We start from the raw sequence: 26,111 nt of genomic DNA on the forward strand, positions 1-26,111 counted from the left end.
TCAAAAGTAGGATGGATGCCACATACTATTTTCATCAGCCAAGATTAAATATTTTTAAAAATACATATCCGATAAGGGAAAGAACGATGGAGCCAATAAAGCCGGCAGCAAAAGCTTTTAGGCCCAATTGCCGAAACGTGACTGTATCTACACTAAGACCCAGACCAGCCATGGCCATAGCAATCAGCATATAAGCGGCTAGAATGATTAGATTCGTCAAACCTGAAGGAATAACCTGTATCGTATTTAGAGCACTCATCATGAGGAATCCGAATATAAACCAAGGGATAGGGAGGGATTTCAAGCTTTTCATATTTAACTTGCCGTTTCTTATCGTTTTGGAGCGATCCAAACGATTCGTCCAGAATCCGATCAGGATGGCGATCGGCACCAACATGGCTACACGCGTTAATTTAACAATGACAGCCAGATCAACAGCATCTTGGCCCACAGGTTCTGCAGCTGCAATCACATGTGCGATTTCGTGTAATGTAGCACCTGAAAAAACGCCGTATCCAGATGCAGACAAGTGTAGGAAAGGATATAGAAGGGTGTAAACCATTGTAAAAATTGTTCCCAGAATCGCTACAGTAGCTGCACCGATGGCGGTTTCTTCGTCTTTGGCTTTGATCTGAGGTGCAATGGCCACAACTGCCGCAGCTCCGCAAATAGCTGTTCCGCATGCAGTTAATAGCCCCAAACGTTTCTCGACGTTGAAGAATTTTGCAATGCCATACACAACAAAAATAGTGATGGTAATGTTCAGGAAGGAGATCAAGGCAACCTTGGGTCCCGCATGAAGAATATCCTTCAAATTCAGCCGCATGCCAAGCAAAATGATTCCATATCGCAGAAGCTTTTTAGCTGAAAAGGAAATTCCGCTTACCATATGATCAGGTACATTCCTGACCGCTCTCCAGAGCATGCCGAACAAAATAGCAAGTACAAGCTGACCCATGATGTGTAGAAAAGGAAAGCCGGCTGCATATTTGGCAGCAAGGGCAAGCATTAGAGTAAGCCCAATTCCCAGCACAAACCCTTGTATATTCTTTTTCTCTTGTTGCATGACAGAAGTTGAATGCATGGCTATCACGTCCGATTTCTTTATTTCTTGTTCACCTGTAACTATAATTAGTTATGATTGAAAAGAGAAATACCGGAATGAAATGCTTATCATAATGAATCATAATGATTGAAGTGATATTTGGGGCTAAATACTATCAGGGAGATGCATGTTATGATCGTGGAAAGCTTGAAAGTATATATAACTGTAGTGGAGCAGCGCAATTTTTCTAGAGCGGCAGAACTATTGCATTTATCACAACCCGGTGTTAGCTTACACATTCGTAAATTAGAAAAGGAATTTGATGTAAAGTTAATGCATCGTTCGCCCAAATGGGTGAAACTGACGGAGGCTGGGGAGCTGCTATATGTACGTGCCAAGGAAATGGTAAATCTGTACGAGTCGGCAAAATTGGATATTGCCAGATTACACGATCATGTTAGTGGCTCATTGCAGATTGGAGCTAGCTTTACGATTGGAGAATATGTTTTACCTCGCCTGTTTTCGTCATTTGCAAGGCAATACCCTGAAGTGGCCATGGAAGTATTCATCGGAAATTCAGCTCAAGTTGTGGAAGCTATTCGAGATAATCATATGGATCTGGGTTTGATTGAAGAGGACATTGAGGCCCAAGATCTGACCGTGACACCATTCATGAAGGACGAATTGATTATTGTTGCAGCGGAAGGATATCCTCTTCACACTTCGGTGAATGCGGATCTGGAACAATTGCAAGATCAAGTGTGGATACTTCGCGAGATGGGTTCAGGAACCAGATCGTCTAGTGATCGATTTCTGGCTCAGACGGGACTCCGGGTAAACCGTTCATACGTGTTCAACAGCAGTCAGGGCGTCAAAGAAGCGGTGTTCTCTGGATTAGGCATCGCGATGTTGTCGCGCTGGGTTGTAAAAAGGGAGTTATCCGCTGGCATGTTGAAGGAAATCACGATTCCAGATATTCACATCGAACGAAACTTTTCCTTAGTTCGCCGGATAGGTCATATTCCTACCAGAGCAAACGAAGTTTTCGCGGAAAGACTGCTGAAACTGGATGGTCATTTTATCTGATCTAAATCATGCGAGACAACGTAAAGAGCCGTGCATACTTGCATGGCTCTTCATGGTCTGATTCATGTACACGAATGAATGTTTACACAACAGGCTCATTCTGCTTTTTGAAATACTGTTCAATGACCAATTCAAGTACAGGCCCCGGCTCCGCACGCTGTAACTGGGACGTATCACCGAATTCCATGCGGTAAGGCTGCTCGGTACTGCTTGGAATCCAATAGGGCAAGGGTTTGCCAGTGGAATCCAGACCATTCGGATCACCTGTCGTGATAAAATTGGACAGATAATTACACATCTGGCGTGCCAGGTCATAATGCTTACCGACGAAAGGCCGCCAGCATTTGGCGAGAGTTTCGAAGAAAAACCACAGATCAACGGAATGGAACGTGCCTGGTTGATCCCAGCCCGGAATCTCCGCGTCGAAATTATAATAATAGAGCGGTGTCTCGGACGCATGACCACTATTGGAGCGGATCACAAGTTGAATCGCATGTTCAATCATGCGGATCGATGCCTGCTGCAATACATGATCGAGATCACCAGTATCGGCTCCACAACGCTGCAAAAAGGCGGGCGCATCCTCTCCAAACAGTTCAGTCGCCGTTTGCTTCAGTTCGTCCATACTGCTTACCGCAGGCTGGGTCCAAAACTCGGAAGAGGTATGCCCAAGCATGACGGGAACGAGTTCGCGCTTATGCTGCATGAAACGAATGAACGGATCACCCGTACAGAACTGATCATCGATGACTGTCCCCCAGAAGCTTTGATATTCCAGGATTTTATCCCGCAAAGCGACCGCGTCCAGCTGTCTGGCTTCGTCTAAAGTGGATACGCCTAGAAAACGGAAAAAATCAACGCCCTTCTGCTCGGCATCCCGCAGTGTGCCGCGGACAGAAGGTACGCGCACATTGGGATACAGTTCAGTCGCAATTCCACTCATGATGACAGCTCGCTGGAACAGGCCTTTGTTCTGCGGGGAAGTCATCTGACTTAGCACACTGCCGCCGCCTGCAGATTGTCCACCAATGGTTATCTGATCCGGATCACCGCCGAAGGCAGCGATGTTACGTTTCACCCAGGCCGTACCTGCCTGCTGATCCAGATGTCCAAAGTTCGCAGGTGCTTGTGGGGATTCAGCGCTAATCTCGGGGTGGCACAGGAAACCAAACGCATTCAGACGGTAATTGACGGTAACCACGACAATGCCTCTGCGGGCAATGCGCTCACCATCAAATTCCATTTCAGCAGTATGACCCACCTGAAGCCCACCGCCAAAATACCAGACAAACACAGGCAGCTTCTCATCCGTTCGTTTGGCAGGTGTCCACACATTTAAATACAGACAATCCTCATTCATCGGCAGGTCGGGATCAACAGACCACTCTCGCGTATAGATGTTATTATCGTCAATGACGGTCGGGGCCTGCATCGAGGTGGGAGCAAAATCGAAAGCTTGCAGCACCCCATCCCAATCGGATGCAGGTTGTGGTGCACGCCAGCGGTTCTGGCCTACCGGTGGGGCGGCGAATGGGATACCTTTAAAGCTTGTAACACGTGGGTCTGAGGCAGGCAGCCCCTGAACTTGGCCATTTTCTACCTGAACAATTCTAAGCAACACAACATTCTCCTCTCTGAATTGAGCATCCTTATTCATGTCGATCCAAGATGTGTGTGGTTGCGCTTACATGTTTGCTGGGTTATGAGACCACTATCTCGATCATAAGCAACTTGAAAGGAAGTTTCTAGCATCAAAATAAATCAAAACTCCACAAAATCATATATAATGACTGGTATCAAGAAGGGAGGAGCCGGATGTGGACTCATTATGGACAGACGGGAGCAGGGCGAGTCAGGTTTATTTTATAAGCGGCGCCCATAAACCCGTCAATCTTCACCAGTGGGGACCGGGCGTGCGTGACGTTTATGCGCTGCATTATATCATGCAAGGGCAGGGTACACTGGAAACCGGGGGCCAGCAATTTCGGCTGGGTGCCGGAGAGAGCTTTATTATTTTTCCGCAAAAAGAAATCTATTACTACCCCGACCCGGCCGACCCTTGGGAATACGTATGGATGGAATTCAACGGACGAGACGCAGGACGACTTATAGAGTTGACACAGTTTTCGGTCCAGCAACCCGTCCTGCCAGCTGCGCCGGAAACCTTGGAACCCTGGTTTCACCTGGCCTGGAATACGGGGGCATCACCAAGTGAAGTGTTTAGGGCAGATGCACGTTTGCACCTGTTATTGTCCTATTACATGGAGTACTTCCCACGCGAGACGCAGGAGGAAGCCAGAGATTATGTGTGGCTGTCGAGAACCTATATTGAGCAGAACTACTGGAAATCGACCCTGACGGTTGCGGAGATTGTACAGGCCGTGAATCTGGAGCGTAGCTACCTGTTCCGCAAGTTCAAAGAAGCTACAGGCGAATCCATCTCGGCGTACATAACGGCATGCCGTATTCGGCGCGCCTGTGAGCTGCTGAAATCTTCCAGATTGTCCATTCAATCCATAGCCTATTCGGTTGGGTATAATGATCCGCTTTATTTTTCAAGAGTATTCAAAAAGGCAACATCGTATACACCATCAGCCTACATGCTGTTACATCAGAAACAAGCAGAACTGTAAGGAAATACGGCCGGTACACTAACGGATAGACAGATTACATATTGCTTTTATCGAAAAAGCGCACAGTTCCCTGATTCACGGAAGTAACGAATCAGCTTCTCAATCGGATCCCGCCCGCAATTCAGCTTCACACCGAGACAGTCGATACAGAGGAATTGCTGGGCTGTGCGAGAGACCAGTTTGATATAAATACCCACATCATCCGACGAGAGCGGAACCTGGCAAGTGGTGCACAGCCTGCTCTGGGCCATTTATTTCACCAATTTGGCTCGCACGACGAGACAATCATGGGCCCCAACCACCGGTGCATAACGCTCGCGGAATACACCCAGCTCCTTATGTTCCCAGCAATCGTAGAGTGACAGGGAATAACCCGCAGCGTAAGGCAGCCCCATATCCCAGAATTGAAGGGACAGCTCGCGTTGACTGTCACTCAGGTTGAAGAATCCGATAGCAAGATCGCCGTCTGTCAGCACCTTCACCAGCATGAATACATCATCTGTATGGAACCATTGAGGCTCGGGTTTAATGCGATAAGCTCCGCGTGCCTCTGCATCCTGGTTGATGGCAAGCAGGTCCGGGTTCAAGAGAACATCCTTGGTGGCCTGATTGGCCTTGCGTACATCACATCCAATCATGAGCGGTGATCCCATCATGGACCAGAGCGAGAAGTGGGTTTTGTATTCAGTGTCGTTACAGCCGCCGATGGTTCCGATAAAGTCGTTGTTGCTTCCGCCGTACATGCCTACGATGAGCATGTCCATGTCATTATGGCAGAAGGAGCCAGTGTAGCTTTGTTTACCGAGCTGAGACAGAGCCAGGTCCTTGACCGATTGCCAGTTGTCGCGAATGTCACCGGTGGAGCGATACATATGAGCCCCTGATTCACGAATCCACTCATATACGTTGTCCTCTCCCCAGTTGCAGGCAGAGAACAGGATATCCCGCCCGCAGTTTTTGAGGGCAAGACTCATGCGCTTGTATAACAGCTCACCTGAGATATGACGCGGCTTGAAACAGTAGTCATATTTTAAATAATCCACGCCCCACTCGGCGAATAACGCAGCATCTTGGAATTCATGCTCGAAGCTGCCTGGATAACCTGCACAGGTATGTGTACCAACACAGGAGTACATGCCAAATTTTAGACCTTTGTCGTGGATATAATCTGCAAGCGCCTTCATTCCACTCGGAAATTTCGCAGGGTCTGCGACCAGATTGCCATCTGCATTCCGTTCCTTCAGACTCCAGCAATCGTCAATGACGATGTACTCGTATCCGGCGTCCAGATAACCCTCTGTTACAAACACATCGGCAACATCCCGAATCAACTGCTCATTGATGTCCCACGTGAAGGTATTCCATGAATTCCATCCTAGTGCAGGGGCAAATCCCATTAACGAATGATTGCTCATAATCTCGCTTCCTTCCTACATCCTAGTTTCATAAGTTATGAATACCGTAAACACAATTGTTATTTCAAAATAACTACAATGAACTTAAACGATACATGTGAATTCAGCCATAGCTTGACGTTGCTTCCATATGGACTGATGTTGTCCAGTAGGCTTAAATGAAGCAAATTCGAAGTACATTCATTCAATGAAATTTGTTGAACCATGAGAAACTGGAGTATAATGACCTTTGCGGATAGCCTAGAAGGAATTCCGAGTTTGGTAAAAAAACATAATTAGAGTGGTTATAATTCATTTGCAAAGATTGGACCCAACTATACATCACGATAATTCCTTGAAAGGGGACATCTGTTTTGGATGAGCAATTTTTAGATCTACTTGCTGAGAAATATGATACAGAAGAAAAAATCATAACAGAGATTATCAACCTTGAAGCGATCTCCAATCTTCCAAAAGGAACTGAGCATTTTGTCAGTGATTTGCACGGGGAGTTCCAGGCTTTTCAGCATGTACTACGAAACGGTTCAGGTACCGTCAAAGAGAAAATTAAAGAATTATTTCGTGAGGTTTGGACAGAGCAGGAAATTAATGATTTTGCGGCGTTAGTATATTATCCGGAAGAAAAAATAAAGCTGGTTATAGGGGACCTGAGCAATAAACAGGCCTTGAACCAGTGGTACAGACAAACGATTGAAAACATGCTTAAGCTTGTTTCTTATGCCTCTTCCAAATATACGCGCTCCAAATTGCGGAAAGCTCTGCCGAAACAGTATGTATATATTGTAGAAGAGCTTCTATACAAGACGGATACGACCAACAATAAGGATCCGTATTACGAGGAAATATATCGGCAGATTATATCCCTGGGGCAGGCGGACAATCTCATTATCGGCCTTGCTTACACGACTCAGCGTCTGGTGGTTGACCACCTTCATGTGGTTGGCGATATTTATGACAGGGGGCCGGACCCCGATAAAATTATGGATACGTTAATCAACTATCATTCTGTAGACATTCAGTGGGGCAACCATGATGTGCTCTGGATCGGTGCCTATGCAGGTTCTCTGGTTTGCCTTGCGAATATTATCCGGATCTGCGCGAGATACGACAATCTGGACATCATCGAAGATGTATACGGAATCAATCTTCGCCCACTGTTAAACCTGGCGGAGAAATACTATGAAGATAATCCATCTTTCAGACCTAAGCTGCAGGGCGGCCATAACCTATCGGAGCAGGAAATTCTACAGATCACTAAGATTCACCAGGCCATTGCCATGATCCAGTTTAAGCTTGAAATGCCGATTATCAAAAGACGCCCAGACTTTAACATGTCTGAAAGACTTCTACTGGAGAAGATCGATTATGACAAAAACGAAATCAACATCTCCGGAAAAACGTACCAGCTGGAAAACACCTGTTTTGCAACCGTAAATCCGCAGAACCCTGAACAATTGCTGGAGGAAGAACGCCAGGTGATGGAGAAGCTGTTGTTCTCCGTTCAGCATTCCGAGAAGCTGGCCCGGCATATGAATTTTCTTATGAAAAAGGGCAGCCTTTATTTAAAATACAACGGGAATTTGTTAATCCACGGCTGTATTCCTTTGGATGAAGAAGGAAATATGGAAGAAATGCAGATTGAAGGCAAGACGTATGCGGGCCGCCAACTGCTCGATGTTTTTGAAGAGAACCTACGCTACTCCTTTGCACATCTGGAAGAGACAGATGATCTGGCGACGGATATGGTATGGTACATCTGGACAGGGGAATGTTCCTCGCTCTTTGGCAAAAGAGAAATGACCACTTTTGAACGGTACTTTATCCAAGATAAGGAAGCGCATAAGGAGAGAAAGAACCCTTACTACCATTTACGTGAAAAGGAAGAGATCTGTCGAAAGATCCTGCAGGAGTTTGATTTGAATCCGGATCATGGACATATCATTAACGGACACACGCCAGTGAAAGAAATTCGTGGAGAGAGCCCTGTCAAAGCAAACGGAAAAATGGTCGTCATTGACGGTGGTTTTTCCAAAGCTTATCAATCCACAACGGGCATCGCAGGATATACCTTGTTGTATAATTCATTTGGCATGCAGCTCGTAGCTCACCAGAAATTTAATTCAAAAGAAGATGTGCTGTGTAACGGAACGGATGTATTATCTATAAAAAGACTGGTGGACAAAGAACTGGCGCGGAAACTGGTGAGAGAAACCAATATCGGGGAAAAGCTGCTGCAGAAGATCTCCAATTTGACGGATTTACTGGAGTATCGCTCGATGAAATAAACGATTGCTTAACGTACTCACCCGGATCAAACCATTTGAGTACAATTTGACGTAGAAGCTCGTATTGGGCAGGGAAGTCATGTTACCCTGCCTGTGCGAGTTTTTCTTTTTTATAGATCAATCTGATTTCAATACGAACTGCTGCGACATTCTATGTCGTACCATGACCTCTATAATAAACGGTGAACACACAAACTACATTGAAAAGAGGTTCACACCATTGGCAAAAACCAAAAGAGGACGCGTCTTGTGGAATATTCCTTCCCGGGGGCGGGGAACATGTCCGGTATGCAGCAGCACACGTATAAAACTGTTGTATTCGCAAACGAAAACAGATGGGACAAGTCTGAAAGTATGCAAGAAATGTTCCAAAGCTGTGCAATCCAGAGTGGATAGAGCAACCGTATAACGCAGCAGGCCTGTTCTTCGGAGCGGGCCATTCGTTTGGTATAATGGGTTTACGTTTAGCACAATGTGGAATCAATGGGGGCCTGTAAAGATGAGTAATATGCATCGTATTCACTGGTTTGACGAGCAGATTCGAAGCGGACGTTTTCCGAACAGCAGCTGGCTTGCCCGGGAATTTGAAATATCCCGGCGTCAGGCACAGCGCGATATTGAATATATGGCGATTTCATTACGTGCCCCTTTACTATATCTTGCGAAATATAGAGGGTATTGTTATGAGGACCAGACCTATCGGTTACCCCATTTATATATGACAGAAGAAGAACAGAGTGTTCTTAAGTATTTGGCTCATCGTTATCGGCATTTTAATCACGAACAATCTGATGTGGTAAAGCGTGTGGCGCATCTGTTAGAACGATTTACGGCAGAAGAGCAGAAGATATTAAGCCGTCCACTTCCCACATTCGCTGCATCGCCGAAGCTTCTTCAGCACTTTGAATTATTATCCCATGCCATAACAGAATCACTTAAAGTACATATGTATTACAAGGACTTTTCCGGAGAAAGGCAGTTCCCTTGGTGTCCATTAAAGATCGTATCCCAGTACAATGCTGATTACGTCATTGGTTATGAAACGGATCCTGTACAGCAAAGTTCCATACGGCTGGAGGGTATCGTTCATGTCCGTTTGACGGATGAAACATTCGAGTGTAATTCAGACAAGCAGCTCAGTGGATGGGAAGAACCTCTGCCTGTTCGAAAACCATTTGTAGCTGAGATTCGTCTGAAAGAAGTGCAGCAAACAGAGCAGTGGCAAGGATACCGCATTCGGGACAAACAGGATCAGATCCACGCTATAGAATTTTATGACACAGAGGCTTTTATGCAGCAATTATTTATAAGTGATTGGGAGGAATTAATATCTCCTGGGTGGTTAAGACGCAGGATGCAGAGCCATGCAGACACAGTACTTAACAGACTTCATAATTCAAATCATGCTCAAGTGAAGTAAAGACCATGGAGGGAGAATTTATATTGGCAGAAGTACAGTTAGATAACCTGGTGGTAAAGCGAGAGTCTAAATCATATGTGGATAGTCTGCATGCTATATTGACCCATACAGGTCAGTTTCAAGGTGCAAAATATTTGCTCTCCGGGTATACGGGGATGGCTTTTAAACTTTCGGTGCATCGCAGGCTTCTTCCCATGTCGGTAACGGCGTATGGACAATGGGGAGAAGCGCACCGTCCTGGAATCGACAATCTGGGAATATTCACGATCTGGGATGGAGGACGTACGCGCCATTCTACATTCGATTATTATCAGCTGGATGCAGTGCAATGGGTAAAGCGAAGTCTGGACGAGGGAAAAGGAGTAATCTACTGGATTCCGGAGTTCGGGGTTATCCATGGATATGATGACGATGATTGTATCTTTTATTTACAAGATGGGTCGAGTAAGCAGCCTCAGATTTTGCTATATGACAATTTCGGGCTAAACTTCACTGGTTTCTGGTATTGTCAGATCTTTGGTGAGCAGATTCCAATACCCAAACAGGATATGTTGTTGGAATCCTTACGATTTGCTATCGAGGATTGGGATATCCCTTATCGACTACTACCAGATCAAAACATCGCTTCTGGCCGATTGGCATATGACGTATGGGTGCAAGCTCTACGAAGTGGAGATTATGATCCATCAGGGGCAACTTATCTTTTAGAATCTTATTGTCAGTCTCGAAATGAAATTCGAATGTACCTGCAGGATATGCAAGGAATATGGGATGAGCTGGACCAAGCTTATTCATGTTATGACCAGCTTGGAACGTTAATTCACCAGATGAGGGGATTCATGATCCAGCAGGAGGACAAATGGACCCTGGAGCTGGATGCACCGGACAAACTGGCACAAGTTCTAATGGAAGCGAAAGCACTAGAAGAGCAAGCGGTCCATTTTTTTCGCATCATATCCTTGAATTTCCCTGATCGTAAGCGTTCTACTGTGCCACGATGGGGAGCGCACTCGGCTAGATAGACAGAGGGAGGAAGGATCATGGCAAAACAAGTTTATCTGGACCTGATTCAAGGCAAACAAGCCCAGTATTCTAAGGATCCAAACATTATAAGTAGCGACATAGGTTCCTATGCAGATGTGATGCACCGCATTTTAATACATAAGAAGTGGACGGAATCCCCGCGTCACATGATTGCGGGCATGACAGCAACTGTATTTCGGTTGGTCGTAGATCGGCATCTGACCGAAGAATCCATATCAGCCTACAACTGGATGGCAGAGAACTTTGTAGCTGCTGATTTTATTGGAGTAACGGCCAGTCAGGCAGCAGGATTTTCATTTGCACCAACTTTTCCACTGTATCAAAAACAGGCATTGGTGGACATTAAGTCATCCATTGATCGGGGTGTGGGGGCCATAGTATGGCATGACCAATTTGTTATTGCTGCCGGGTATGATGATGTGGAGCAGGTTTTGCTCCTCTGTAACAGCGAAGGCCAAGACGTTACTCGTTTGCCTTACGATTCTTTAGGGCGAAATAGTACACCTTATTGGTATTATCAGGTGCTTGAATCCTGTAGAACGGTAGATGTATGGGAAGTCTGCAAAGAATCGTTGATTCAGGCCGTATACAAATGGGAAATCCATGATTACATGCTGCCACCTCAGGATTACGCCTGCGGATCTGCTGCATATTCAGCCATTGCTTCAGCATTGGAATCAAGAGTTTATGAACCAAGGCAAGCTGCTGCAGTCCTCCGATATTATTGCAAATCAAGAGAGAATATTGCCTCCTATGTTGCAGGTCTTGGATACCTCTCTGACCAGATGGTTCAGGTTATACAAGAATATACGTCCTTGTCAGATCTTTATTTGGAGATCATTGGTTGGGTTGATCACTCCAACTTATGGGATGTCAAAGAAACGGGGTGTGTTCAGTCTGTAATAGCGCTTCTCCATCAAGCGGGAGAAACGGAACAACGTGCCATTGATGCCATTAAGCAGGCCTTTCCTGAAACCATCGGCAATCGTTTTGAAGATGTTGGACTGAGATAGCCCTGTCATCATGCTGTGAATAAAAACCGAACCGAGCTCATTAAAGCCTGGGAGGTTTTTTTGCGTTTATCTGGGATTCTGGGTAATTGAATGGTTATCAGTAACAAGAAATTTTGATCCGAAGCTTGGTCTGAAATTGACAAAAGTACATATAACAAGTAATATCTAAATAAAGAATCTTAAAACTGAGATATATAAAAATGGAGTGAGAAACCATGAATAATTTTCGATATCAAGCATGTCTTCATTTCATTCAAATGTCAAAAATGATTCAGGACCAATTTCGGAGCGAGTTAAAGAAAGCAGATCTCAATTTCACGGAACTTTCTGTGTTAGTATCGCTTGAACATGAAGAGAAACAAGCAATTCAACAGATATCTCAACATGTTTCTTTGACTAGTGGGGCTTTGACGTATATCTTGGATAAATTGGAGAATAAAAAGCTGCTAACTCGAATTCCTTGTCATTCGGATCGTCGGGTGATATTCGTACAACTAACCGAAAAAGGCAGACACGTAATCGATTGTATACTTCCCAATCTGTATAGATTGGCTGATACTCAGTTCCATTCGTTAACGATGGATGACGCTGATAAACTAGAAAAGTTAGTAACGAATATGGGGACCGTCCATTAATACAGCCTGGATGGCGAAAAATTCAATAACCTGGGTGAAGTCTATCCATTGGGATGGGGACACGATCGGGGAGATCGAATTGGGTTATACAACTTGAATCTCAAAACACAACAAGGTTATATGGATGTAGAATGCTTCAATTACGAGTCCTGAGATAGTCTGCTTTTGAATCGGATGGATAAGAAAAACGAAGAATGTTGATCTGACAGATCAACATTCTTTTTGCACATTACAATAGGGTTTACAGATCAATCTTCCAGTTTCCCATCATCTTGGCGACTTCCGGATCGTGATACGATAAGAAAAGACTCTTCCGAGTATCAAGGGCCGTAATCTGTTCAATATCCTCGGTACTGAGCTCAAAATCGAAGATGTTGAAGTTTTCGACAATCCGCTCTTTTTTTACTGATTTCGGAATGACAACGATCCTACGCTGCACAAGCCAACGCAGCACGACCTGCGCGACAGACTTACTGTGTTTTGAAGCAATGGATATCAGCACTTCGTTGCCAAACATGTTATTAAGCCCTTCAGCGAATGGAGCCCACGACTGATGTTGAACTCCTTGTTCTTTCATAAAGGTGGCACTCTCGGTTTGGTGATAGAATGGGTGAGTTTCGACCTGGTTAACAGCTGGCACGATTTCATTGTGCATGATAAGGTCCATCAGACGGTCTGGCAGGAAGTTACTAACACCGATCGCCTTGATTTTACCTTCATGGTACAGTTCTTCCATGGCACGCCAAGCACCGTAGTAATCGCCAAACGGCTGGTGTATAAGATATAAATCGAGATAATCCAACTGCAGCTTATTTAAGGATTTGTTAAAAGCAAGCTTAGCGCTCTCATAACTGGCATCCTGGACCCAGAGCTTGGTCGTGATGAACAGTTCTTCACGAGGCACGCCACTGCGCTTGATCGCACGTCCGACCGCTTCCTCATTTAAATAACCGGATGCAGTGTCGATCAACCGATAACCAGCCATCAGCGCTTCATATACTGCATTCTCGCATTCTTCAGCATCCGGAACTTGGTAAACACCAAAGCCGATAATCGGCATTTTTACCCCATTGTTTAATGTTACGGTTTGCATCGTAATTCCTCCTAATATTTAGATGTAATATGCAATGGCCCTAGATTCGAATTTGGGCACCTCAACAGGGTTTACCTTTATGGTCGAGTTGCATTACAATGAGCCTATCACCTTCGTGTTACACGAAGGCAAGCATACTTCGGAATTTATATTTTTCAAGGAGGTCTTCTCATGCATACCGTCAAAGAGGCCGCGCAGATCACAGGACTTACCGAGCACGCTATTCGCTTTTATACAGATAAAGGCTTGGTGCCAAGTGTACAGCGCAATCAGAATAATATTCGAATGTTTGATGAAGAATCAATCAACTGGTTACATGGCATCAAATGTCTCAAACAATCCGGGATGCCGATTGAAAATATTAAAATGTATGTTGATTACTGTCTCGAAGGAGATTCAACTATCCCACAACGGTACACACTCATGATGGAGCATAGAGAGGCAGCTCTTGCTAAGTTTGAAGAAGCCAAACAGCACTTAGCACATTTGGAAGAAAAGACCGCTTTATATCAAGCCATAATGGAGAACCGTTCCCTAGACACAACCAATCCCGCTAACTGGGATCGAATTAAACATATGCATGGAGACGTATTTTACGCTTCCTCTGCTGGTGATCTATAATGAACAAAAGCGCAGGTCAAAGTGCAGGTGCGAAATCAAGTATAGTCTCAAACATGAATTCTATTCTAGGTCAGTATACTTTTAGCGAGCAGTCATCGACCCATGAATTGATAGAGTTTACGTTAAAATCACTGCAGGATTTGTTACCACTCGCTGGCTTCAAATATGTAAAATCCCGCAAAGCACTCGAGATGAAAATACAGGAATGGTTGATATCCATCTATCTTCAGGCCAATAGACATAATGTAGCTGGAACGAGTATAGAAGTAATGGTGCACTACAAGGTCACGCATAACAAGCGAAAGGCACATACGGGTCTACCGGAAAGCTACTATCAGCATTCTGAACTGAGATGGTATGAATTATTCGGGAAAGAGGCATTTAAGGACAGCCTGATGTCTATGAGCATATTACACAGCACAAAATACCATTGATTGAGCAGCTCTTATCTGATCCTCAATGTGTCATAGAAGAAAATGCTAAGATGCCAAAAAGAATCCTCAGCCCGTATTTTTACTATCGTTACGGTACAGAAGGACAATTTGAACAGGCGAGACAGCGATACGTTGCCAATCTAAGCGAAGCGCAGAAAAAGCAGTATGATGATGCCATCATCAAGTTCCAAGCGGATGGATGTAGTCCGATTAGGCTCGGAGAAGATTGGGCATATTTGACGGTGGCCAAGGCGGAGGGGCGTGAAATATGAGTGTTGCTTCTCTCATTCTAGCCATGTAGTTGTGTTGGAAGAGGCCAAATAACGGAGTTATAGTTTAGTATAGTGAATTTATTAACCTCAGCTCGGTAAACCTGCTGAGGTTTTCTCATTATGGGGTGGAACAGAGTGCGCCGGCAATTGCCCTTGTTTAAATTTGTCTCTCAGGCGACATCAAGTGCCTAAACATAAGTCCCAGCTTTAAGAGCAGCAGATGATCGGTATTCTTCAAATCCAGATTCAGCAGCCCCGAAATTTTCTCCAGCCTGTACAGTACTGTGTTGCGATGGATATATAGCTCACGTGCAGTTTCATTCACTTGGCCGTTGTTGGCGAAATAAGCTTCAAGTGTGTGCATCATCTCGCTGGTGTATTCCTCTTCTTTGTCCAGCAGTGGACGGAATAAATAAGAGCAATACCTGATCATAACCTCCTGCGGAATATGCTTGAAGAGATAAATAAACTCCAGGTCAGCAAACATGATAACCGTTTCGCTTAAACCAAGCTCTGTACTGATTCTCTCAGCCTCCCCGCACTCCCGGAAGCCATCGATGAACTCCTCCATGCCCGTTCTTACTTTACTGATAAAACATGTCCTTGTTCCGTCGTCCCATGAATGCATCAAATCGGCATACAAACGTACCGAATTCTCATATTTCCTTCGATCCTTGGCCTCTTCTTCTAGAAGGGGAAAGAGTGAATATATGCGGTTCATCACATAAAAATGATGGGATTCCAAGGAGGACGTTTTGGGATGATCCTGAAGCTTATTTTGAATTTCCCTCAGTTTGCGCCTCTGACCTTCATGGTCCCAAGCATCCGCTCTTGTGGAAGATACCATGCATACGTAGGGCATGCTCCAAAATGTGCTTCCCAATGCTTCGGCAAATTCGAGCACCGTTTTCAGGGAGGCATTCCCCTTTAAGTACCGTTCCATGGCCGTGCCAAGACGGCTGCCTGCCGCAGTAGCCTCCTGATTCTGGATGACCTCCAGATGATAGGAAAGAATAACGGCAGCTTGGTGAAAAATGCCCTCCATTTCATGTGCTTCCAGCAGATTTTCAGTTTGTATCAGCAAGTAACCGTATGACTTTCCGTTTTTCAGCAGGGGGACACGATACAACAGGTTGCTCGCCGACTTGTAAAACCGATTGTCCTGATTCCAGGGCCAATCGCTCAACAGCTCCATATCGGAACAGCGTGTCATATTATACAAGGTCTGTCCTTCAGAGGTAACGATGGCTAGAGGAACCCCTAAAATGCTTGTGATACTTTGAAAATAATGGGTGTACTCATCCGCCTGCATCGCAAAATCAACCAGCTTCTTCTGCGTTTCAAGCAATTCATTCAGCCGGCGGGTATCGCGTTGGAACTCGGATTGGTAGAGAGCGGTGATCTGCTCGGAGAAGGTGAATTGAAAAGGCAGCTCAATTAGGGGCAAACCCAGCCGATCGGCTTCCAGCAGGGCTATCTCTGGTATTTCCGCCCAGTATCGACCAAGCTTGATGCCAAGCCCGGAGGCCCCGCGTTCATTCAGCTTTTGCAGCAAATTAACAAATTCCTCGGGTGAATCCCTAATCGCATAAGCTGTAGTCAACAAGAGTTCCCCTTCTTTCATCCAGTTGATCACATCCGGCGCATCCATCAAATTGATGGAGCTAATCGTTCGGGAAATTCCTTTTTTACCTGCTGCCAACTTCCCTTCCGATAATGGGTACACCGCCAACGCATCTTCTATAGTTAAATGCATGTCAATCAATCCTCCTAAACGATACATATCTGAATCAGGTACCGGACACGACGTAACTTTTTAAGCAATTATATAGGGTCTTGTCGAATTCTCGCAATCCTTTTTGTTATATAAATGTTATTTAAGTTTACTCAAAATATAGATTCTTCTGTTTTTGAACCAACGTAAAGCGTATACCGTTAGATAAAAAACCAAAATTGTGTTAGGAATATTTACACGTCTATTTTTTGGCTATATGATAGGACACAACTTCAAAGAGAAGAGGGGATTCAGATGCAGCTCACCCAAAATCAACAAGCAGCGGCCCAAAAGGACAGCCGTTCCATGCTTGTAATCGATGATGTCGGCAAAATCTACCCCAATGGCACTGTAGCTGTGCAGCATGCGAATCTGCATGTGGGGGAAGGAGAATTTCTATGTTTTGTTGGTCCTTCCGGTTGCGGGAAATCTACCATTTTCAATATGATTGCCGGTTTGACGGAACCGACCTCCGGTCATCTGAACGTGCTGGGTACTTCCCCAAAGGAAGCGCGTAAACAGAATGAAATTGCCTTTGTATTTCAGGAGCATACCCTGCTACCGTGGGCCAGGCTGATTGATAATGTCACCATGCCTCTTACTTTGCGTGGCGTATCCAAAAAGGAGCGAATTACCGAAGGGGAGCGGGTTCTAGAGCTGGTAGGCCTGAAGGATTATATGAAGGTGCTGCCCCGTGAGCTGTCAGGCGGAATGAAGATGAGAGTATCTATTGCACGAGCGTTGATATCCCGTCCAAAGTTGCTCTTAATGGACGAACCGTTTGGCGCCCTTGATGAAATTACCAGGCAGACGCTGCAAAATGAACTGCTAAATATTTGGGAACAGGACAAGAAGATGTCAGTTCTGTTCATTACGCATAACGTGTTCGAAAGTGTGTTCCTATCAACAAAAGTCGTGGTGATGACGCCTCGTCCCGGTAAAATTTCAGATTTTATTGATATTCCGTTTGCCTATCCGAGGGATGATGAATTCCGGACCCAGCCTGAATTCGGTGAATATGTACGCAGTGTGTCCAATGTACTGAAACATTGATAGCCAGAAATGAGAGGAGAGGGAAGCAACATGGAAGAGATGGTAGCTAATCCAGCCGTTGAAACGACACCAGGTATCCGAGCTTCCGGGAAGGACAATACCCGCAGCCATCATCCGGCAGAAGAGAGCCCGGTCATTGGACTGCTGAAAAAAATTCTGCCGCCAATCGTCGTGTTTGTCCTGTTTATCGGGGGATGGGAATTAATCGTGCGGATACTCGGAATGCCCCCCTATATCTTGCCCAAGCCATCCGATATTGCCGCAGCCGCTGCTGAGAACAGCGCGAATCTGATTACGTCGGTAAGCACAACCATTGTTGAGGCGTTGATCGGTTTTACGATCAGTGTCGTGCTTGGTATTTCATTGGCCATTCTGCTGGCCCTGTCCAAAACAGTGGAGAAAAGCGTATATCCTTACGCTATTATCCTACAGACTATTCCGGTCGTTGCGGTAGCGCCAATCATTGTAATCTGGTTCGGAGCGGGAATAAATGCGATTGTAATTATCTCATTCTTAATTAGCTTTTTCCCAATATTATCGAATACGCTGATCGGATTGAACTCAACGGATCAGAACATGAAGAATTTATTCTATTTGTATAATGCAAGCAAGCTGCAAACCATTTGGAGGCTTAGATTTCCAGCGGCACTCCCGTACATTATGGCAGGGCTGAAAATTTCATGCTCCAGTTCGGTTGTCGGAGCGATCGTGGGTGAATACATTGCAGGCATTGGTGGCGGACAAGGCGGACTCGGTTACGGGATTACCGTTGCGGCAACCCGCCTGCAAACTCCTTACCTGTTCGCCTGCGGTTTAGCGGCATCCGCCCTTGGAATCGCATTTTTCCTGATCATCAACATGGTGTCGAACAAACTTTTGAAGTCCTGGCATGAGTCAGCAATGAAATGATACCAGAACCGGGGGAGAGATCCAACATGTCCAAACATCATATGAATTTTCGTTACAAGCAATGGCTGCTGTCGGCTGCTTCTTTGATCTTACTGCTTCTGAGCGCATGCTCCAATTCCTCTGCTCTAGAATCCGCCGCCCCGGCGAGAGGGGAAGCCGGAACAGATTTGAAGCAGGTGAAACTGATCGAGGGCTGGTACGCCAAAGGGGAGGATGGAGGCTATTTTGCTGCATTGCAGCAGAACTATTATAAGGACAAGGGGATCGACATGACGATTCAGCCTGGAGGCCCCGAGGTGTCAACCATGCAGCTTGTCGCTGCAGGCAAAGCTGAATTCGGTATCTCTTATGCGGATGAAATTTTGAAGGCGCGGGAACAGGGAATCCCTGTTGTCGGTATCCTTGCCGGTTTTCAAAGCACACCGCAGGTTCTGATGTACCACAAGGGGGAGAACATTCAGGACTTCACAGACCTGAACGGCAAAACCGTATACATCGGTACAGCGGTGCCTTACTGGGAATATATCAAGAGCCAATACAATCTGACAGATGTCAAAGAAATGAAGTATAACGGGCAGCTTGTCAATTTTATCAATGACCCCCGTTCGCTCAATCAGGGTTACATCACGAATGAGCCTTACGCGCTTGCTCAGCAGGGGGTTGAGGTGGACTATCTGAAAATCACCGATTCCGGTTATGCGAACTATGCAGACGTTCTTTTTACGACGGAAGATTACCTCAAAGAGCACCCTGATGTTGTTGAAGCAGTAGTGCAAGCAAGTCAGAAAGGTTGGAGCTATTATCTAGACAACTATGAAAAGGTAAACCCGTTTATTCAAACCTACAATCCCGATATGACGGTAGAAGCAATGAATTATGAGGCAGTGCAGGAAAAACCCTTTATTCTTAACAAGGATTCCGAGGCAAATGGTATTGGTTACATGACAAAGGAACGCTGGAGCACCCTGCAGGATCAGATGATCAAGGGCGGAGGATTAACGAAGGCACTAGATGTTACCAAGGCGTTTACAACGGAGTATCTGATGAAGCCATAAACCTGAACCAAAAGTATGTAAAGCTTCAAATCAGAAATTTCAGAAAAAATGAGGGGACTTAATATGTTCAAACTTGGAAATCGAAAGAGCTATTGGCAAGTGTCCGAAACGCTGGTGGATCTGAGGCGAACGCAAAAGTACGGCAAGTCGGTAACCCTCCCTGCACAGCCGCAGGAAGTCATATTTGATCTCGAGCATACGGCAGTTATTGTCATCGATATGCAGAATGATTTCTGTACACCGGGTGGATGGCTGGATTCCATTGGGGTCGATACCTCTCCGCTCCTTAACCCGGTCAGCCGGTTGAACCGACTGATGCCCGAGCTGCGCAAAGCGGGAGTGCCTGTTATTTGGGTGAACTGGGGCAACCGGGAAGACCGAATGAACGTGCCGCCATCCGTGCTTCATGTGTACAATTCGGATGGACGGGGCAACGGCATTGGGGACCCGCTGCCGGGGAACGGCTCCAAAGTGCTGGAGAAAGGCAGTTGGGGAACGGCAATTGTCGATGGCCTGGATTCATCCACCGATGATATCTATGTGGATAAATACCGCATGAGCGGGTTTTGGGATACACCACTGGACAGTATTCTACGCAATCTCAATATTCAAACGGTGTTGTTTGCCGGGGTAAATCTCGATCAGTGTGTCATGCATACACTGCAGGACGCGGCTTGTCTTGGATATGACGGCATACTTCTGGAGGATTGCTCGGCAACAAGCTCCCCAGATTTCTGCATAGAAGCGACCTTGTACAATATCAAGCAATGTTATGGCTTCGTTACGGATTCCACTTGGTTGGTACAAGAGCTGAGCGGGGGAGCGACTCCTATAGAGAGAAACACCTCGGAAGAACTGGCATCGTTAGAAGGCTGAGCGGAAGGAGGGGATGAAGCAATGAAGGACCAATGGAACGCCGTTGTCAACCAGGTGAACGTTGAACCGACAGGACAGGGTAGGCTGAACGGACTCAGCTTTATGGTCAAGGATGTGTTTGCCGTCCGTGGCCATACAAATGGCGCGGGTAATCCATGTTGGCTCCAGACGCATGGGCCGGCGACGGAACACGCGGAAACGCTCAACCTGTTATTGCAGCAAGGAGCTCGATTAACGGGGATGACGCATACCGATGAGCTGATGTTCAGCTTGAATGGTGAAAATGTGCATTATGGAACACCAGTGAATCCAAGGGCACCCGATCGTATCCCTGGCGGTTCATCGAGCGGATCGGCGGTTGCTGTCGCCGCTGGGCTTGCTGACTTCTCCCTTGGAACGGATACGGGAGGATCGGTACGTGTGCCATCTTCGTACTGCGGAATTTATGGGATGCGTCCATCACATGGCATTGTCTCCGCGAAAGGCGTTATCCCACTCGCTCCCAGCTTCGACACCGTCGGCTGGATGGCACGCGATCTCGAGACACTGTGCCGGGTAGGTGAAGTGCTTTTGCCGCAGACAGACCTGGGTACAGGTTTCAGCCGGGTGCTCATCGGTGAGGATGCGTGGGAGCTTGCTGACACGGAGAGCAAAGAGGCGCTTACTCCTTACCTGAGGCTGCTGTGCGGCATGGCTGCGAGCCATGAAACAGTTCGCATCGCCCCGCAGGGTCTACCTGAATGGATGACCATGTTCAGGACGATCCAAGGCTATGAAATATGGCAGGAGCACGGGGCATGGATTGAACGTGAGCAGCCGACCTTCGGACCAGATACGGCCGGGCGATTCTCCTGGGCAGGCACCGTTGAACGTGCCGATCAGGAGAAGGCAGCCAAACGCCGGGTTGAGGTGTGCAAGCACATGGCTGACCTGCTCAGAACGGATACGGTGCTTGTGATTCCGACGACGACTGGACCGGCCCCGAAGCTGGGACTGGGCGGGCCTTTAATTGAAGAACGAAGAGTGAAAACGATGCGTTTAACCTGCATTTCCGGCCTATCGGGTCTGCCGCAGCTTACGATTCCCGCTGCGGAGGTACGGGGCCGCCCGGTCGGTATTTCGATCATTGCCGGTCCGGGACAGGATCAACGTCTGCTGGAATGGACCACATCCTTTTTTACAGCAGTAAATTCAGAAGTAAAAGGATAAGAGCATCATTCGATATATGGACGTTAAGCCACGCGAAAAAATATTAAAGCCGCAGGAGAAAGGGTGTCAGTTATGTTTCAACGATATGAAGGAACAGCGTGGGAGGAGCGATTTCTACCCCGTCTGACAAGCAAACAGGTCCAAGAACTGCCGAAGGATAAGGCGCTGGTTATTCTGCCGGTTGGAGCTGTGGAGCAGCATGGACCACATCTGCCCGTATACACGGACACTCTGATTGGAGAAGCGACATTAACACAAACGCTGGAGCGGGTGCGGCCGGATAAGGAAATCTGGCTGCTGCCTCCGGTCTCGTATGGCAAAAGCAATGAACATATCGGGCTTCCAGGAACCATTTCATTATCTGCTAGCACACTGCATGCCATCATGCTGGACATTGCAGAAAGTCTGAAGGCCAGTGGTTTTCGCAAGCTGCTGTTGTTTAACACCCATGGCGGCAATGTGGATTTGCTGAATACGGTATCACGAGAAATACGGATCAGAACGGGGATGATGGTTTTCTATCTGAGTCCCAGCAGTCTGAATGTCGCGGAGGATCTCCTCACTTCCGAGGAACTGGAATTCGGTATTCATGGTGGCGATTATGAGACTTCTCTCGTAATGTCCATCAAACCGGACTGGGTGAAGGAGGAGTTCCTTGTCAAGGAGCTTCCTGATATGTCCTCATACCGCTTTCTTACATTAGAAGGGAAAATTCGCTTCGCCTGGAAGATGGCTGATATCTCCGCTACCGGCATTGCTGGTGATGCTACGACGGCCACGCCTGAGAAAGGCAGGATTATTCAGGATAGAATCTCAACAATTTTGTCGGAGGCGCTGGAGGAACTGTGTGATTTTGAAATCACCGATGTCCGCGGGACTGAATCGGTTCAGCAGCCAGCAGGAAGCACCCCGTGAAGCTCGTCAGTGTAAAACACGGTGATGGTGAACGGGCCGCGATTGAGCATGAAGAACGATTCTTCTTTCTGGAGGAGATCAACAGGGCGGAAGGAAGCGCATGGGGAACTTCCATTATGGAGATTTTGCAGCAAGGCCAGCTAGAGGAGCTTATCCAGTGGTATCAGAAGCACAGGGACAGAACAGTTTCATCAATTCCTTTCATTCCTTCAGAGGGAGCCATACCTGCTCCACTCTTCCGCCACCCTCGTAAAATATGGGGAATTGGCATGAATTATGTGCAGAAAGCGATCGATCTCGGATCCACTCCTCCAGAGCGTGAGCCGGTCTGCTTCATGAAGCCGGACTCAAGCCTGATTGGGCCGGAAGAGTATATCCAGCTGACGACTCAGGATGTGAATGTGACTTCAGAAGCAGAGCTTGGCATTATCATCGGTCGAACCTGCAAAAATGTGCCGGAAGAACATGCACAGGAGGTCATTGCCGGTTTTGCCGCAACACAGGATATGACGAACCAGGACATTCACGCACGGAACCCCAGATTCCTGCAACGATCCAAGGTATCCGATACATTTTTCAGTCTTGGACCACAGCTCATAACACCTGACGAAATAGGCGATCTGCAGAGCCTCGTCGTTGAAACGGTGTTGAATGATGAGGTTATTCATAGCAATACGGTTTCTCGCATGATGTATCATCCATGGTTCATTGTCTCGTATTTTTCACAGATGATGACTCTCTATCCAGGAGATGTGATCATGACAGGCACACCCGGGTCCGTCCGGATTCAGCATGGAGATGTCGCCGAGTGTAGAATCAGTGGCTTTATGACGCTTCGAAATCCGGTAGCAGAAGTAGAGTAAATCATCCGTAATTTTCCTTGGGGAGTGGTAAATGAGATGAAGAAGTACAGACAAAAGGGATCTACAGTTTTACTCGCAGCAATATTTTCCTTATCCACATTACTGGCGGCTTGCGGGAATCAGCCAACTGCTGAGAATGCCTCTGCTACGGGGGGAAGCGAGGAACTCACGGCAATTACACAGGTGACGAACTGGTTTGCACAAGCAGAGCACGGGGGTCTGTATGCGGCAAAGGAGCAAGGATATTACAATGAGGCTGGTCTCGATATGACCATCCAGGCAGGTGGGCCGCAGGTGTCTCCAACACAGATCGTGGCTTCCGGCAAGGCGCAGTTCGCACTGGCTACAGCGGATCAATTGCTGGTCGCTCGTGAAGAAGGAATCCCCCTTGTAGCGATTGCGACGATATTCCAGAAAAGCCCGCAGGGACTTATGGTTCATGCCAACCAGAACATGTCCTCCCTGGCCGATTTGAACAACCGCTCCGTATACGTGGGGACAGGCTCGGTGTTCTGGGATTTTGTGAAGAGTAAATACCAATTGGGTAACGTGAAGGAATTGGCATATACCGGTTCTCTGGCTCCTTTTGTAGCCGATGAAACGGTTGCCATTCAGGGATATGTAACCAGTGAGCCGTACGAGATGAAGCAGCAGAATGTAGACATTGATTTCCTACTACTGGCGGATGCCGGTTATAACCCGTATTCCAATGTGCTGTTCACCACAGAGCAGTATATCCAGGATCATCCTGATATTGTGCGTGGTTATGTCGAGGCTTCGATGAAGGGCTGGGATTATTACAAGACCAATTATGATACCGTGAATGACGTCATTTTAAAGGAAAACCCGGATTTTACGAAAGAAAAGCTGAACTATGCCGCAGAAGCGCTTATCCCGTTCGTATACGAAGGTGATGCGGCGGAACACGGTGTTGGTTACATGACAGAGGAACGCTGGGCGGAGCTCGGAAAGCAGCTAAAGGAGATTGGGGCATTGAAAGAGGAGCCTGATGTCAGCAAGGTATTTACGGATGAGTTCATGCCAAATTCCTAAGAGATTCCTTTAAGAAGAACAGCATTACAACATACGGGAGGGGAACCGAATGAATGAACATTGGATAGCTGTATTGAAAGAACGCATGGATCCGGAATTGCTGCAGTGGGAGGAGGCGGCACTTGCCAAATATTCGATGGATTATCATCACTTCTCTCCTGTGCTGGCCAGTCAGCTGCAGGGTAAGGTCGCCGAGTGCATCGCCAGTCCGCGTACCGAGGAGGAGCTTGACGATCTGCTCTCCATTGCAGCCGAGCTGGGAGTTCCACTGACCATCAGGGGTAACGGCACAGGCAACTATGGCCAATGTGTGCCGGTCACAGGCGGAATCGTCCTGAATCTGGCCAAGTATAACAAGGTGCTCGAAACGGGAGAATGCACGATGCGGGTCCAGGCCGGGGCCAGACTCGGCAAAATGGAATCCACTGCCCGCAAGGCAGGTTATGAGCTGCGTACAATGCCTTCCACCTTTCAATCCGCGACGATCGGCGGTTTTTTATGCGGTGGTTTTGGCGGCATCGGTTCGATCAGCTGGGGGACGATCTGGGATGGGTTGGTACGTTCTCTAAAAATCAAGACCGTTGAGGTTCATCCCCGTACCATTGAGCTCCAGGGGGATGAAGTGCTGCCTTACCTGCATACTTACGGTACAATCGGCATTTTGTCCGAAGTGGAGATCAATCTGGCTCCCCGGGTGGAATGGATGCAGTGGGCAGTAACCTTTGACAGATTTGAACAGGCTTTTCAATTCGGGCAATCGGTTGCTGAGGACACTTCCTTGGTGAAAAGGCTAATCTCCATCCATGAATGGCCTGTACCATCCTATTTTCTTCCGCTTGATCTCCCCGCTGACCGTGCTGTCGCATTACTGGAAGTGGATACGGCCAACGAATCCCAGCTTGAACGGATCCTATCGGAGTATGGAGGTCACTTGGCTATGAAGGTCTCTGCCGAACAGTATCACAAAGGTGTAGGTGTCTCCGATTTCACATGGAATCATACGACTTTGTGGGCGCGCAAGGCAGATCCTGGCTTGACCTACCTGCAGCTCAATTTTGAACCATCCAGTGCCCTTGAGCAAATCTCATCAATGAAAAAGGAATATCCGGATGTGATGAATCATATCGAGTTTGCCCGGCAAAACGGGAATTTGCTAATCTCCGGCCTGCCGCTGGTCCCTTTCTCAACGGAGGAAAACCTGAATCGTCTGATGGAATGTTACGAGGAAAACCGAGTTATCGTCAATAATCCGCATACATGGGATTTGAAGGAAGGCGGGCGATCATACGCCCATGATCGTTTATGGGAAATCAAACACCGCAACGACCCGAAAGGAATTTTGAATCAGGAGAAATTAAAGCGTTCGGCTGTTAGCGGTGTCTGATCAACGGATGATGGAAGAATGGCG

26 protein-coding genes are annotated in these 26,111 nt (G+C 46.9%); 20 read left to right on the plus strand and 6 right to left on the minus strand.

Features of this window, described 5'->3' with window-relative positions; all coding sequences use genetic code 11:
* Positions 1-34: 34 nt before the first annotated feature.
* Positions 35-1,084, minus strand: a complete 1,050-nt coding sequence (locus CHI14_RS02415) for a YeiH family protein (RefSeq protein WP_095286836.1) — start codon at positions 1,082-1,084, stop codon at positions 35-37.
* Between the two features lie 153 nt (positions 1,085-1,237).
* Here CHI14_RS02415 and CHI14_RS02420 point away from each other — a divergent pair, with 153 nt between their 5' ends.
* Positions 1,238-2,131 carry a LysR family transcriptional regulator gene (locus CHI14_RS02420; RefSeq protein WP_095286837.1) on the plus strand — a complete coding sequence of 298 codons (894 nt, stop codon included), beginning with the start codon at positions 1,238-1,240 and terminating at the stop codon, positions 2,129-2,131.
* 82 nt (positions 2,132-2,213) lie between these two features.
* Here CHI14_RS02420 and CHI14_RS02425 read toward each other — a convergent pair whose 3' ends face one another.
* Complete coding sequence (locus CHI14_RS02425; protein WP_095286838.1) at positions 2,214-3,749, minus strand: carboxylesterase/lipase family protein; 1,536 nt, start codon at positions 3,747-3,749, stop codon at positions 2,214-2,216.
* Positions 3,750-3,948: 199 nt separating this feature from the next.
* Between CHI14_RS02425 and CHI14_RS02430 the strand changes: the two genes are divergently transcribed.
* Positions 3,949-4,764 (plus strand): AraC family transcriptional regulator, encoded by an 816-nt coding sequence (locus tag CHI14_RS02430; RefSeq protein ID WP_095286839.1) that lies wholly within the window; start codon positions 3,949-3,951, stop codon positions 4,762-4,764.
* Between the two features lie 47 nt (positions 4,765-4,811).
* Here the strand turns inward: CHI14_RS02430 and CHI14_RS02435 are convergent, their stop codons facing one another.
* A complete protein-coding gene (locus CHI14_RS02435) occupies positions 4,812-5,015 on the minus strand; it encodes a hypothetical protein (RefSeq protein WP_095286840.1) in 204 nt (67 codons plus the stop codon).
* Complete coding sequence (locus CHI14_RS02440) at positions 5,016-6,179, minus strand: glycoside hydrolase family 27 protein (protein WP_095286841.1); 1,164 nt, start codon at positions 6,177-6,179, stop codon at positions 5,016-5,018.
* A gap of 353 nt (positions 6,180-6,532) precedes the next feature.
* Here CHI14_RS02440 and CHI14_RS02445 point away from each other — a divergent pair, with 353 nt between their 5' ends.
* From CHI14_RS02445 to CHI14_RS30785, 6 genes are all read left to right on the plus strand, one after another.
* The gene (locus CHI14_RS02445) at positions 6,533-8,464 is read left to right on the plus strand and encodes a fructose-1,6-bisphosphatase (protein ID WP_095286842.1); all 1,932 of its coding nucleotides are present in this window, start codon (positions 6,533-6,535) and stop codon (positions 8,462-8,464) included.
* Between the two features lie 220 nt (positions 8,465-8,684).
* Positions 8,685-8,873, plus strand: a complete 189-nt coding sequence (locus tag CHI14_RS30405) for a hypothetical protein (protein WP_095286843.1) — start codon at positions 8,685-8,687, stop codon at positions 8,871-8,873.
* Between the two features lie 90 nt (positions 8,874-8,963).
* Positions 8,964-9,884 (plus strand): helix-turn-helix transcriptional regulator, encoded by a 921-nt coding sequence (locus tag CHI14_RS02455; protein ID WP_095286844.1) that lies wholly within the window; start codon positions 8,964-8,966, stop codon positions 9,882-9,884.
* Positions 9,885-9,889: 5 nt separating this feature from the next.
* On the plus strand, positions 9,890-10,906 hold the full coding sequence (locus tag CHI14_RS02460) for a BtrH N-terminal domain-containing protein (protein ID WP_249280976.1): 1,017 nt from the start codon (positions 9,890-9,892) through the stop codon (positions 10,904-10,906).
* Between the two features lie 18 nt (positions 10,907-10,924).
* On the plus strand, positions 10,925-11,941 hold the full coding sequence (locus tag CHI14_RS02465; RefSeq protein ID WP_095286846.1) for a hypothetical protein: 1,017 nt from the start codon (positions 10,925-10,927) through the stop codon (positions 11,939-11,941).
* A 266-nt stretch (positions 11,942-12,207) separates the two neighbouring features.
* Entirely contained in the window at positions 12,208-12,576 is a 369-nt protein-coding gene (locus tag CHI14_RS30785; protein ID WP_481856383.1) for a MarR family winged helix-turn-helix transcriptional regulator, read from the plus strand.
* 241 nt (positions 12,577-12,817) lie between these two features.
* On the opposite strand, the gene CHI14_RS02475 is transcribed toward CHI14_RS30785, so the two are convergent.
* Positions 12,818-13,669, minus strand: a complete 852-nt coding sequence (locus CHI14_RS02475; protein WP_095286848.1) for an aldo/keto reductase — start codon at positions 13,667-13,669, stop codon at positions 12,818-12,820.
* 171 nt (positions 13,670-13,840) lie between these two features.
* On the opposite strand from CHI14_RS02475, the gene CHI14_RS02480 reads away from it, so the two are divergent.
* The 3 genes from CHI14_RS02480 to CHI14_RS02490 are packed head-to-tail and all read left to right on the plus strand — an operon-like array spanning position 13,841 to position 14,996.
* The gene (locus tag CHI14_RS02480; RefSeq protein WP_095286849.1) at positions 13,841-14,290 is read left to right on the plus strand and encodes a MerR family transcriptional regulator; all 450 of its coding nucleotides are present in this window, start codon (positions 13,841-13,843) and stop codon (positions 14,288-14,290) included.
* A gap of 53 nt (positions 14,291-14,343) precedes the next feature.
* Positions 14,344-14,724, plus strand: a complete 381-nt coding sequence (locus CHI14_RS02485) for a hypothetical protein (RefSeq protein ID WP_141236629.1) — start codon at positions 14,344-14,346, stop codon at positions 14,722-14,724.
* Between the two features lie 50 nt (positions 14,725-14,774).
* Positions 14,775-14,996 (plus strand): hypothetical protein, encoded by a 222-nt coding sequence (locus tag CHI14_RS02490; protein ID WP_095286851.1) that lies wholly within the window; start codon positions 14,775-14,777, stop codon positions 14,994-14,996.
* A gap of 157 nt (positions 14,997-15,153) precedes the next feature.
* Here the strand turns inward: CHI14_RS02490 and CHI14_RS02495 are convergent, their stop codons facing one another.
* Complete coding sequence (locus CHI14_RS02495; protein ID WP_170947993.1) at positions 15,154-16,752, minus strand: PucR family transcriptional regulator; 1,599 nt, start codon at positions 16,750-16,752, stop codon at positions 15,154-15,156.
* Positions 16,753-17,025: 273 nt separating this feature from the next.
* Here CHI14_RS02495 and CHI14_RS02500 point away from each other — a divergent pair, with 273 nt between their 5' ends.
* From CHI14_RS02500 to CHI14_RS02540, 9 genes are all read left to right on the plus strand, one after another.
* The gene (locus CHI14_RS02500) at positions 17,026-17,823 is read left to right on the plus strand and encodes an ABC transporter ATP-binding protein (RefSeq protein ID WP_095286853.1); all 798 of its coding nucleotides are present in this window, start codon (positions 17,026-17,028) and stop codon (positions 17,821-17,823) included.
* Between the two features lie 30 nt (positions 17,824-17,853).
* Positions 17,854-18,732 (plus strand): ABC transporter permease, encoded by an 879-nt coding sequence (locus CHI14_RS02505; RefSeq protein WP_095286854.1) that lies wholly within the window; start codon positions 17,854-17,856, stop codon positions 18,730-18,732.
* A gap of 26 nt (positions 18,733-18,758) precedes the next feature.
* Positions 18,759-19,787 (plus strand): ABC transporter substrate-binding protein, encoded by a 1,029-nt coding sequence (locus CHI14_RS02510; RefSeq protein ID WP_095286855.1) that lies wholly within the window; start codon positions 18,759-18,761, stop codon positions 19,785-19,787.
* Positions 19,788-19,850: 63 nt separating this feature from the next.
* Positions 19,851-20,663 carry a cysteine hydrolase family protein gene (locus tag CHI14_RS02515; RefSeq protein ID WP_095286856.1) on the plus strand — a complete coding sequence of 271 codons (813 nt, stop codon included), beginning with the start codon at positions 19,851-19,853 and terminating at the stop codon, positions 20,661-20,663.
* Positions 20,664-20,684: 21 nt separating this feature from the next.
* Positions 20,685-21,872 (plus strand): amidase, encoded by a 1,188-nt coding sequence (locus CHI14_RS02520; protein ID WP_095286857.1) that lies wholly within the window; start codon positions 20,685-20,687, stop codon positions 21,870-21,872.
* A gap of 72 nt (positions 21,873-21,944) precedes the next feature.
* The gene (locus tag CHI14_RS02525; protein ID WP_170947994.1) at positions 21,945-22,787 is read left to right on the plus strand and encodes a creatininase family protein; all 843 of its coding nucleotides are present in this window, start codon (positions 21,945-21,947) and stop codon (positions 22,785-22,787) included.
* Positions 22,784-23,650, plus strand: coding sequence for a fumarylacetoacetate hydrolase family protein (locus tag CHI14_RS02530; protein WP_095286859.1), 867 nt, complete (start codon positions 22,784-22,786; stop codon positions 23,648-23,650). Before CHI14_RS02525 ends, CHI14_RS02530 begins: the two co-directional genes overlap by 4 nt.
* Before the next feature lie 36 nt (positions 23,651-23,686).
* A complete protein-coding gene (locus tag CHI14_RS02535) occupies positions 23,687-24,703 on the plus strand; it encodes an ABC transporter substrate-binding protein (RefSeq protein ID WP_095286860.1) in 1,017 nt (338 codons plus the stop codon).
* A 49-nt stretch (positions 24,704-24,752) separates the two neighbouring features.
* On the plus strand, positions 24,753-26,087 hold the full coding sequence (locus CHI14_RS02540; RefSeq protein ID WP_095286861.1) for an FAD-binding oxidoreductase: 1,335 nt from the start codon (positions 24,753-24,755) through the stop codon (positions 26,085-26,087).
* Positions 26,088-26,111 lie beyond the last annotated feature (24 nt).

It is taken from the genome of Paenibacillus sp. 7516 (assembly GCF_002272715.1).
Lineage (GTDB): Bacteria > Bacillota > Bacilli > Paenibacillales > Paenibacillaceae > Paenibacillus > Paenibacillus illinoisensis_A.

Bases quoted from the DNA above. Each gene is read 5' to 3' on its own strand.
- CHI14_RS02415 (WP_095286836.1), bottom strand. From the start codon at position 1,084: ATGCATTCAACTTCTGTCATGCAACAAGAGAAAAAGAATATACAAGGG.
- CHI14_RS02420 (WP_095286837.1), top strand. From the start codon at position 1,238: ATGATCGTGGAAAGCTTGAAAGTATATATAACTGTAGTGGAGCAGCGC.
- CHI14_RS02435 (WP_095286840.1), bottom strand. From the start codon at position 5,015: ATGGCCCAGAGCAGGCTGTGCACCACTTGCCAGGTTCCGCTCTCGTCG.
- CHI14_RS02440 (WP_095286841.1), bottom strand. From the start codon at position 6,179: ATGAGCAATCATTCGTTAATGGGATTTGCCCCTGCACTAGGATGGAAT.
- CHI14_RS02455 (WP_095286844.1), top strand. From the start codon at position 8,964: ATGAGTAATATGCATCGTATTCACTGGTTTGACGAGCAGATTCGAAGC.
- CHI14_RS02460 (WP_249280976.1), top strand. From the start codon at position 9,890: ATGGAGGGAGAATTTATATTGGCAGAAGTACAGTTAGATAACCTGGTG.
- CHI14_RS02465 (WP_095286846.1), top strand. From the start codon at position 10,925: ATGGCAAAACAAGTTTATCTGGACCTGATTCAAGGCAAACAAGCCCAG.
- CHI14_RS30785 (WP_481856383.1), top strand. From the start codon at position 12,208: ATGATTCAGGACCAATTTCGGAGCGAGTTAAAGAAAGCAGATCTCAAT.
- CHI14_RS02475 (WP_095286848.1), bottom strand. From the start codon at position 13,669: ATGCAAACCGTAACATTAAACAATGGGGTAAAAATGCCGATTATCGGC.
- CHI14_RS02480 (WP_095286849.1), top strand. From the start codon at position 13,841: ATGCATACCGTCAAAGAGGCCGCGCAGATCACAGGACTTACCGAGCAC.
- CHI14_RS02485 (WP_141236629.1), top strand. From the start codon at position 14,344: ATGAATTCTATTCTAGGTCAGTATACTTTTAGCGAGCAGTCATCGACC.
- CHI14_RS02490 (WP_095286851.1), top strand. From the start codon at position 14,775: ATGCCAAAAAGAATCCTCAGCCCGTATTTTTACTATCGTTACGGTACA.
- CHI14_RS02495 (WP_170947993.1), bottom strand. From the start codon at position 16,752: ATGCATTTAACTATAGAAGATGCGTTGGCGGTGTACCCATTATCGGAA.
- CHI14_RS02500 (WP_095286853.1), top strand. From the start codon at position 17,026: ATGCAGCTCACCCAAAATCAACAAGCAGCGGCCCAAAAGGACAGCCGT.
- CHI14_RS02505 (WP_095286854.1), top strand. From the start codon at position 17,854: ATGGAAGAGATGGTAGCTAATCCAGCCGTTGAAACGACACCAGGTATC.
- CHI14_RS02510 (WP_095286855.1), top strand. From the start codon at position 18,759: ATGTCCAAACATCATATGAATTTTCGTTACAAGCAATGGCTGCTGTCG.
- CHI14_RS02515 (WP_095286856.1), top strand. From the start codon at position 19,851: ATGTTCAAACTTGGAAATCGAAAGAGCTATTGGCAAGTGTCCGAAACG.
- CHI14_RS02520 (WP_095286857.1), top strand. From the start codon at position 20,685: ATGAAGGACCAATGGAACGCCGTTGTCAACCAGGTGAACGTTGAACCG.
- CHI14_RS02525 (WP_170947994.1), top strand. From the start codon at position 21,945: ATGTTTCAACGATATGAAGGAACAGCGTGGGAGGAGCGATTTCTACCC.
- CHI14_RS02535 (WP_095286860.1), top strand. From the start codon at position 23,687: ATGAAGAAGTACAGACAAAAGGGATCTACAGTTTTACTCGCAGCAATA.
- CHI14_RS02540 (WP_095286861.1), top strand. From the start codon at position 24,753: ATGAATGAACATTGGATAGCTGTATTGAAAGAACGCATGGATCCGGAA.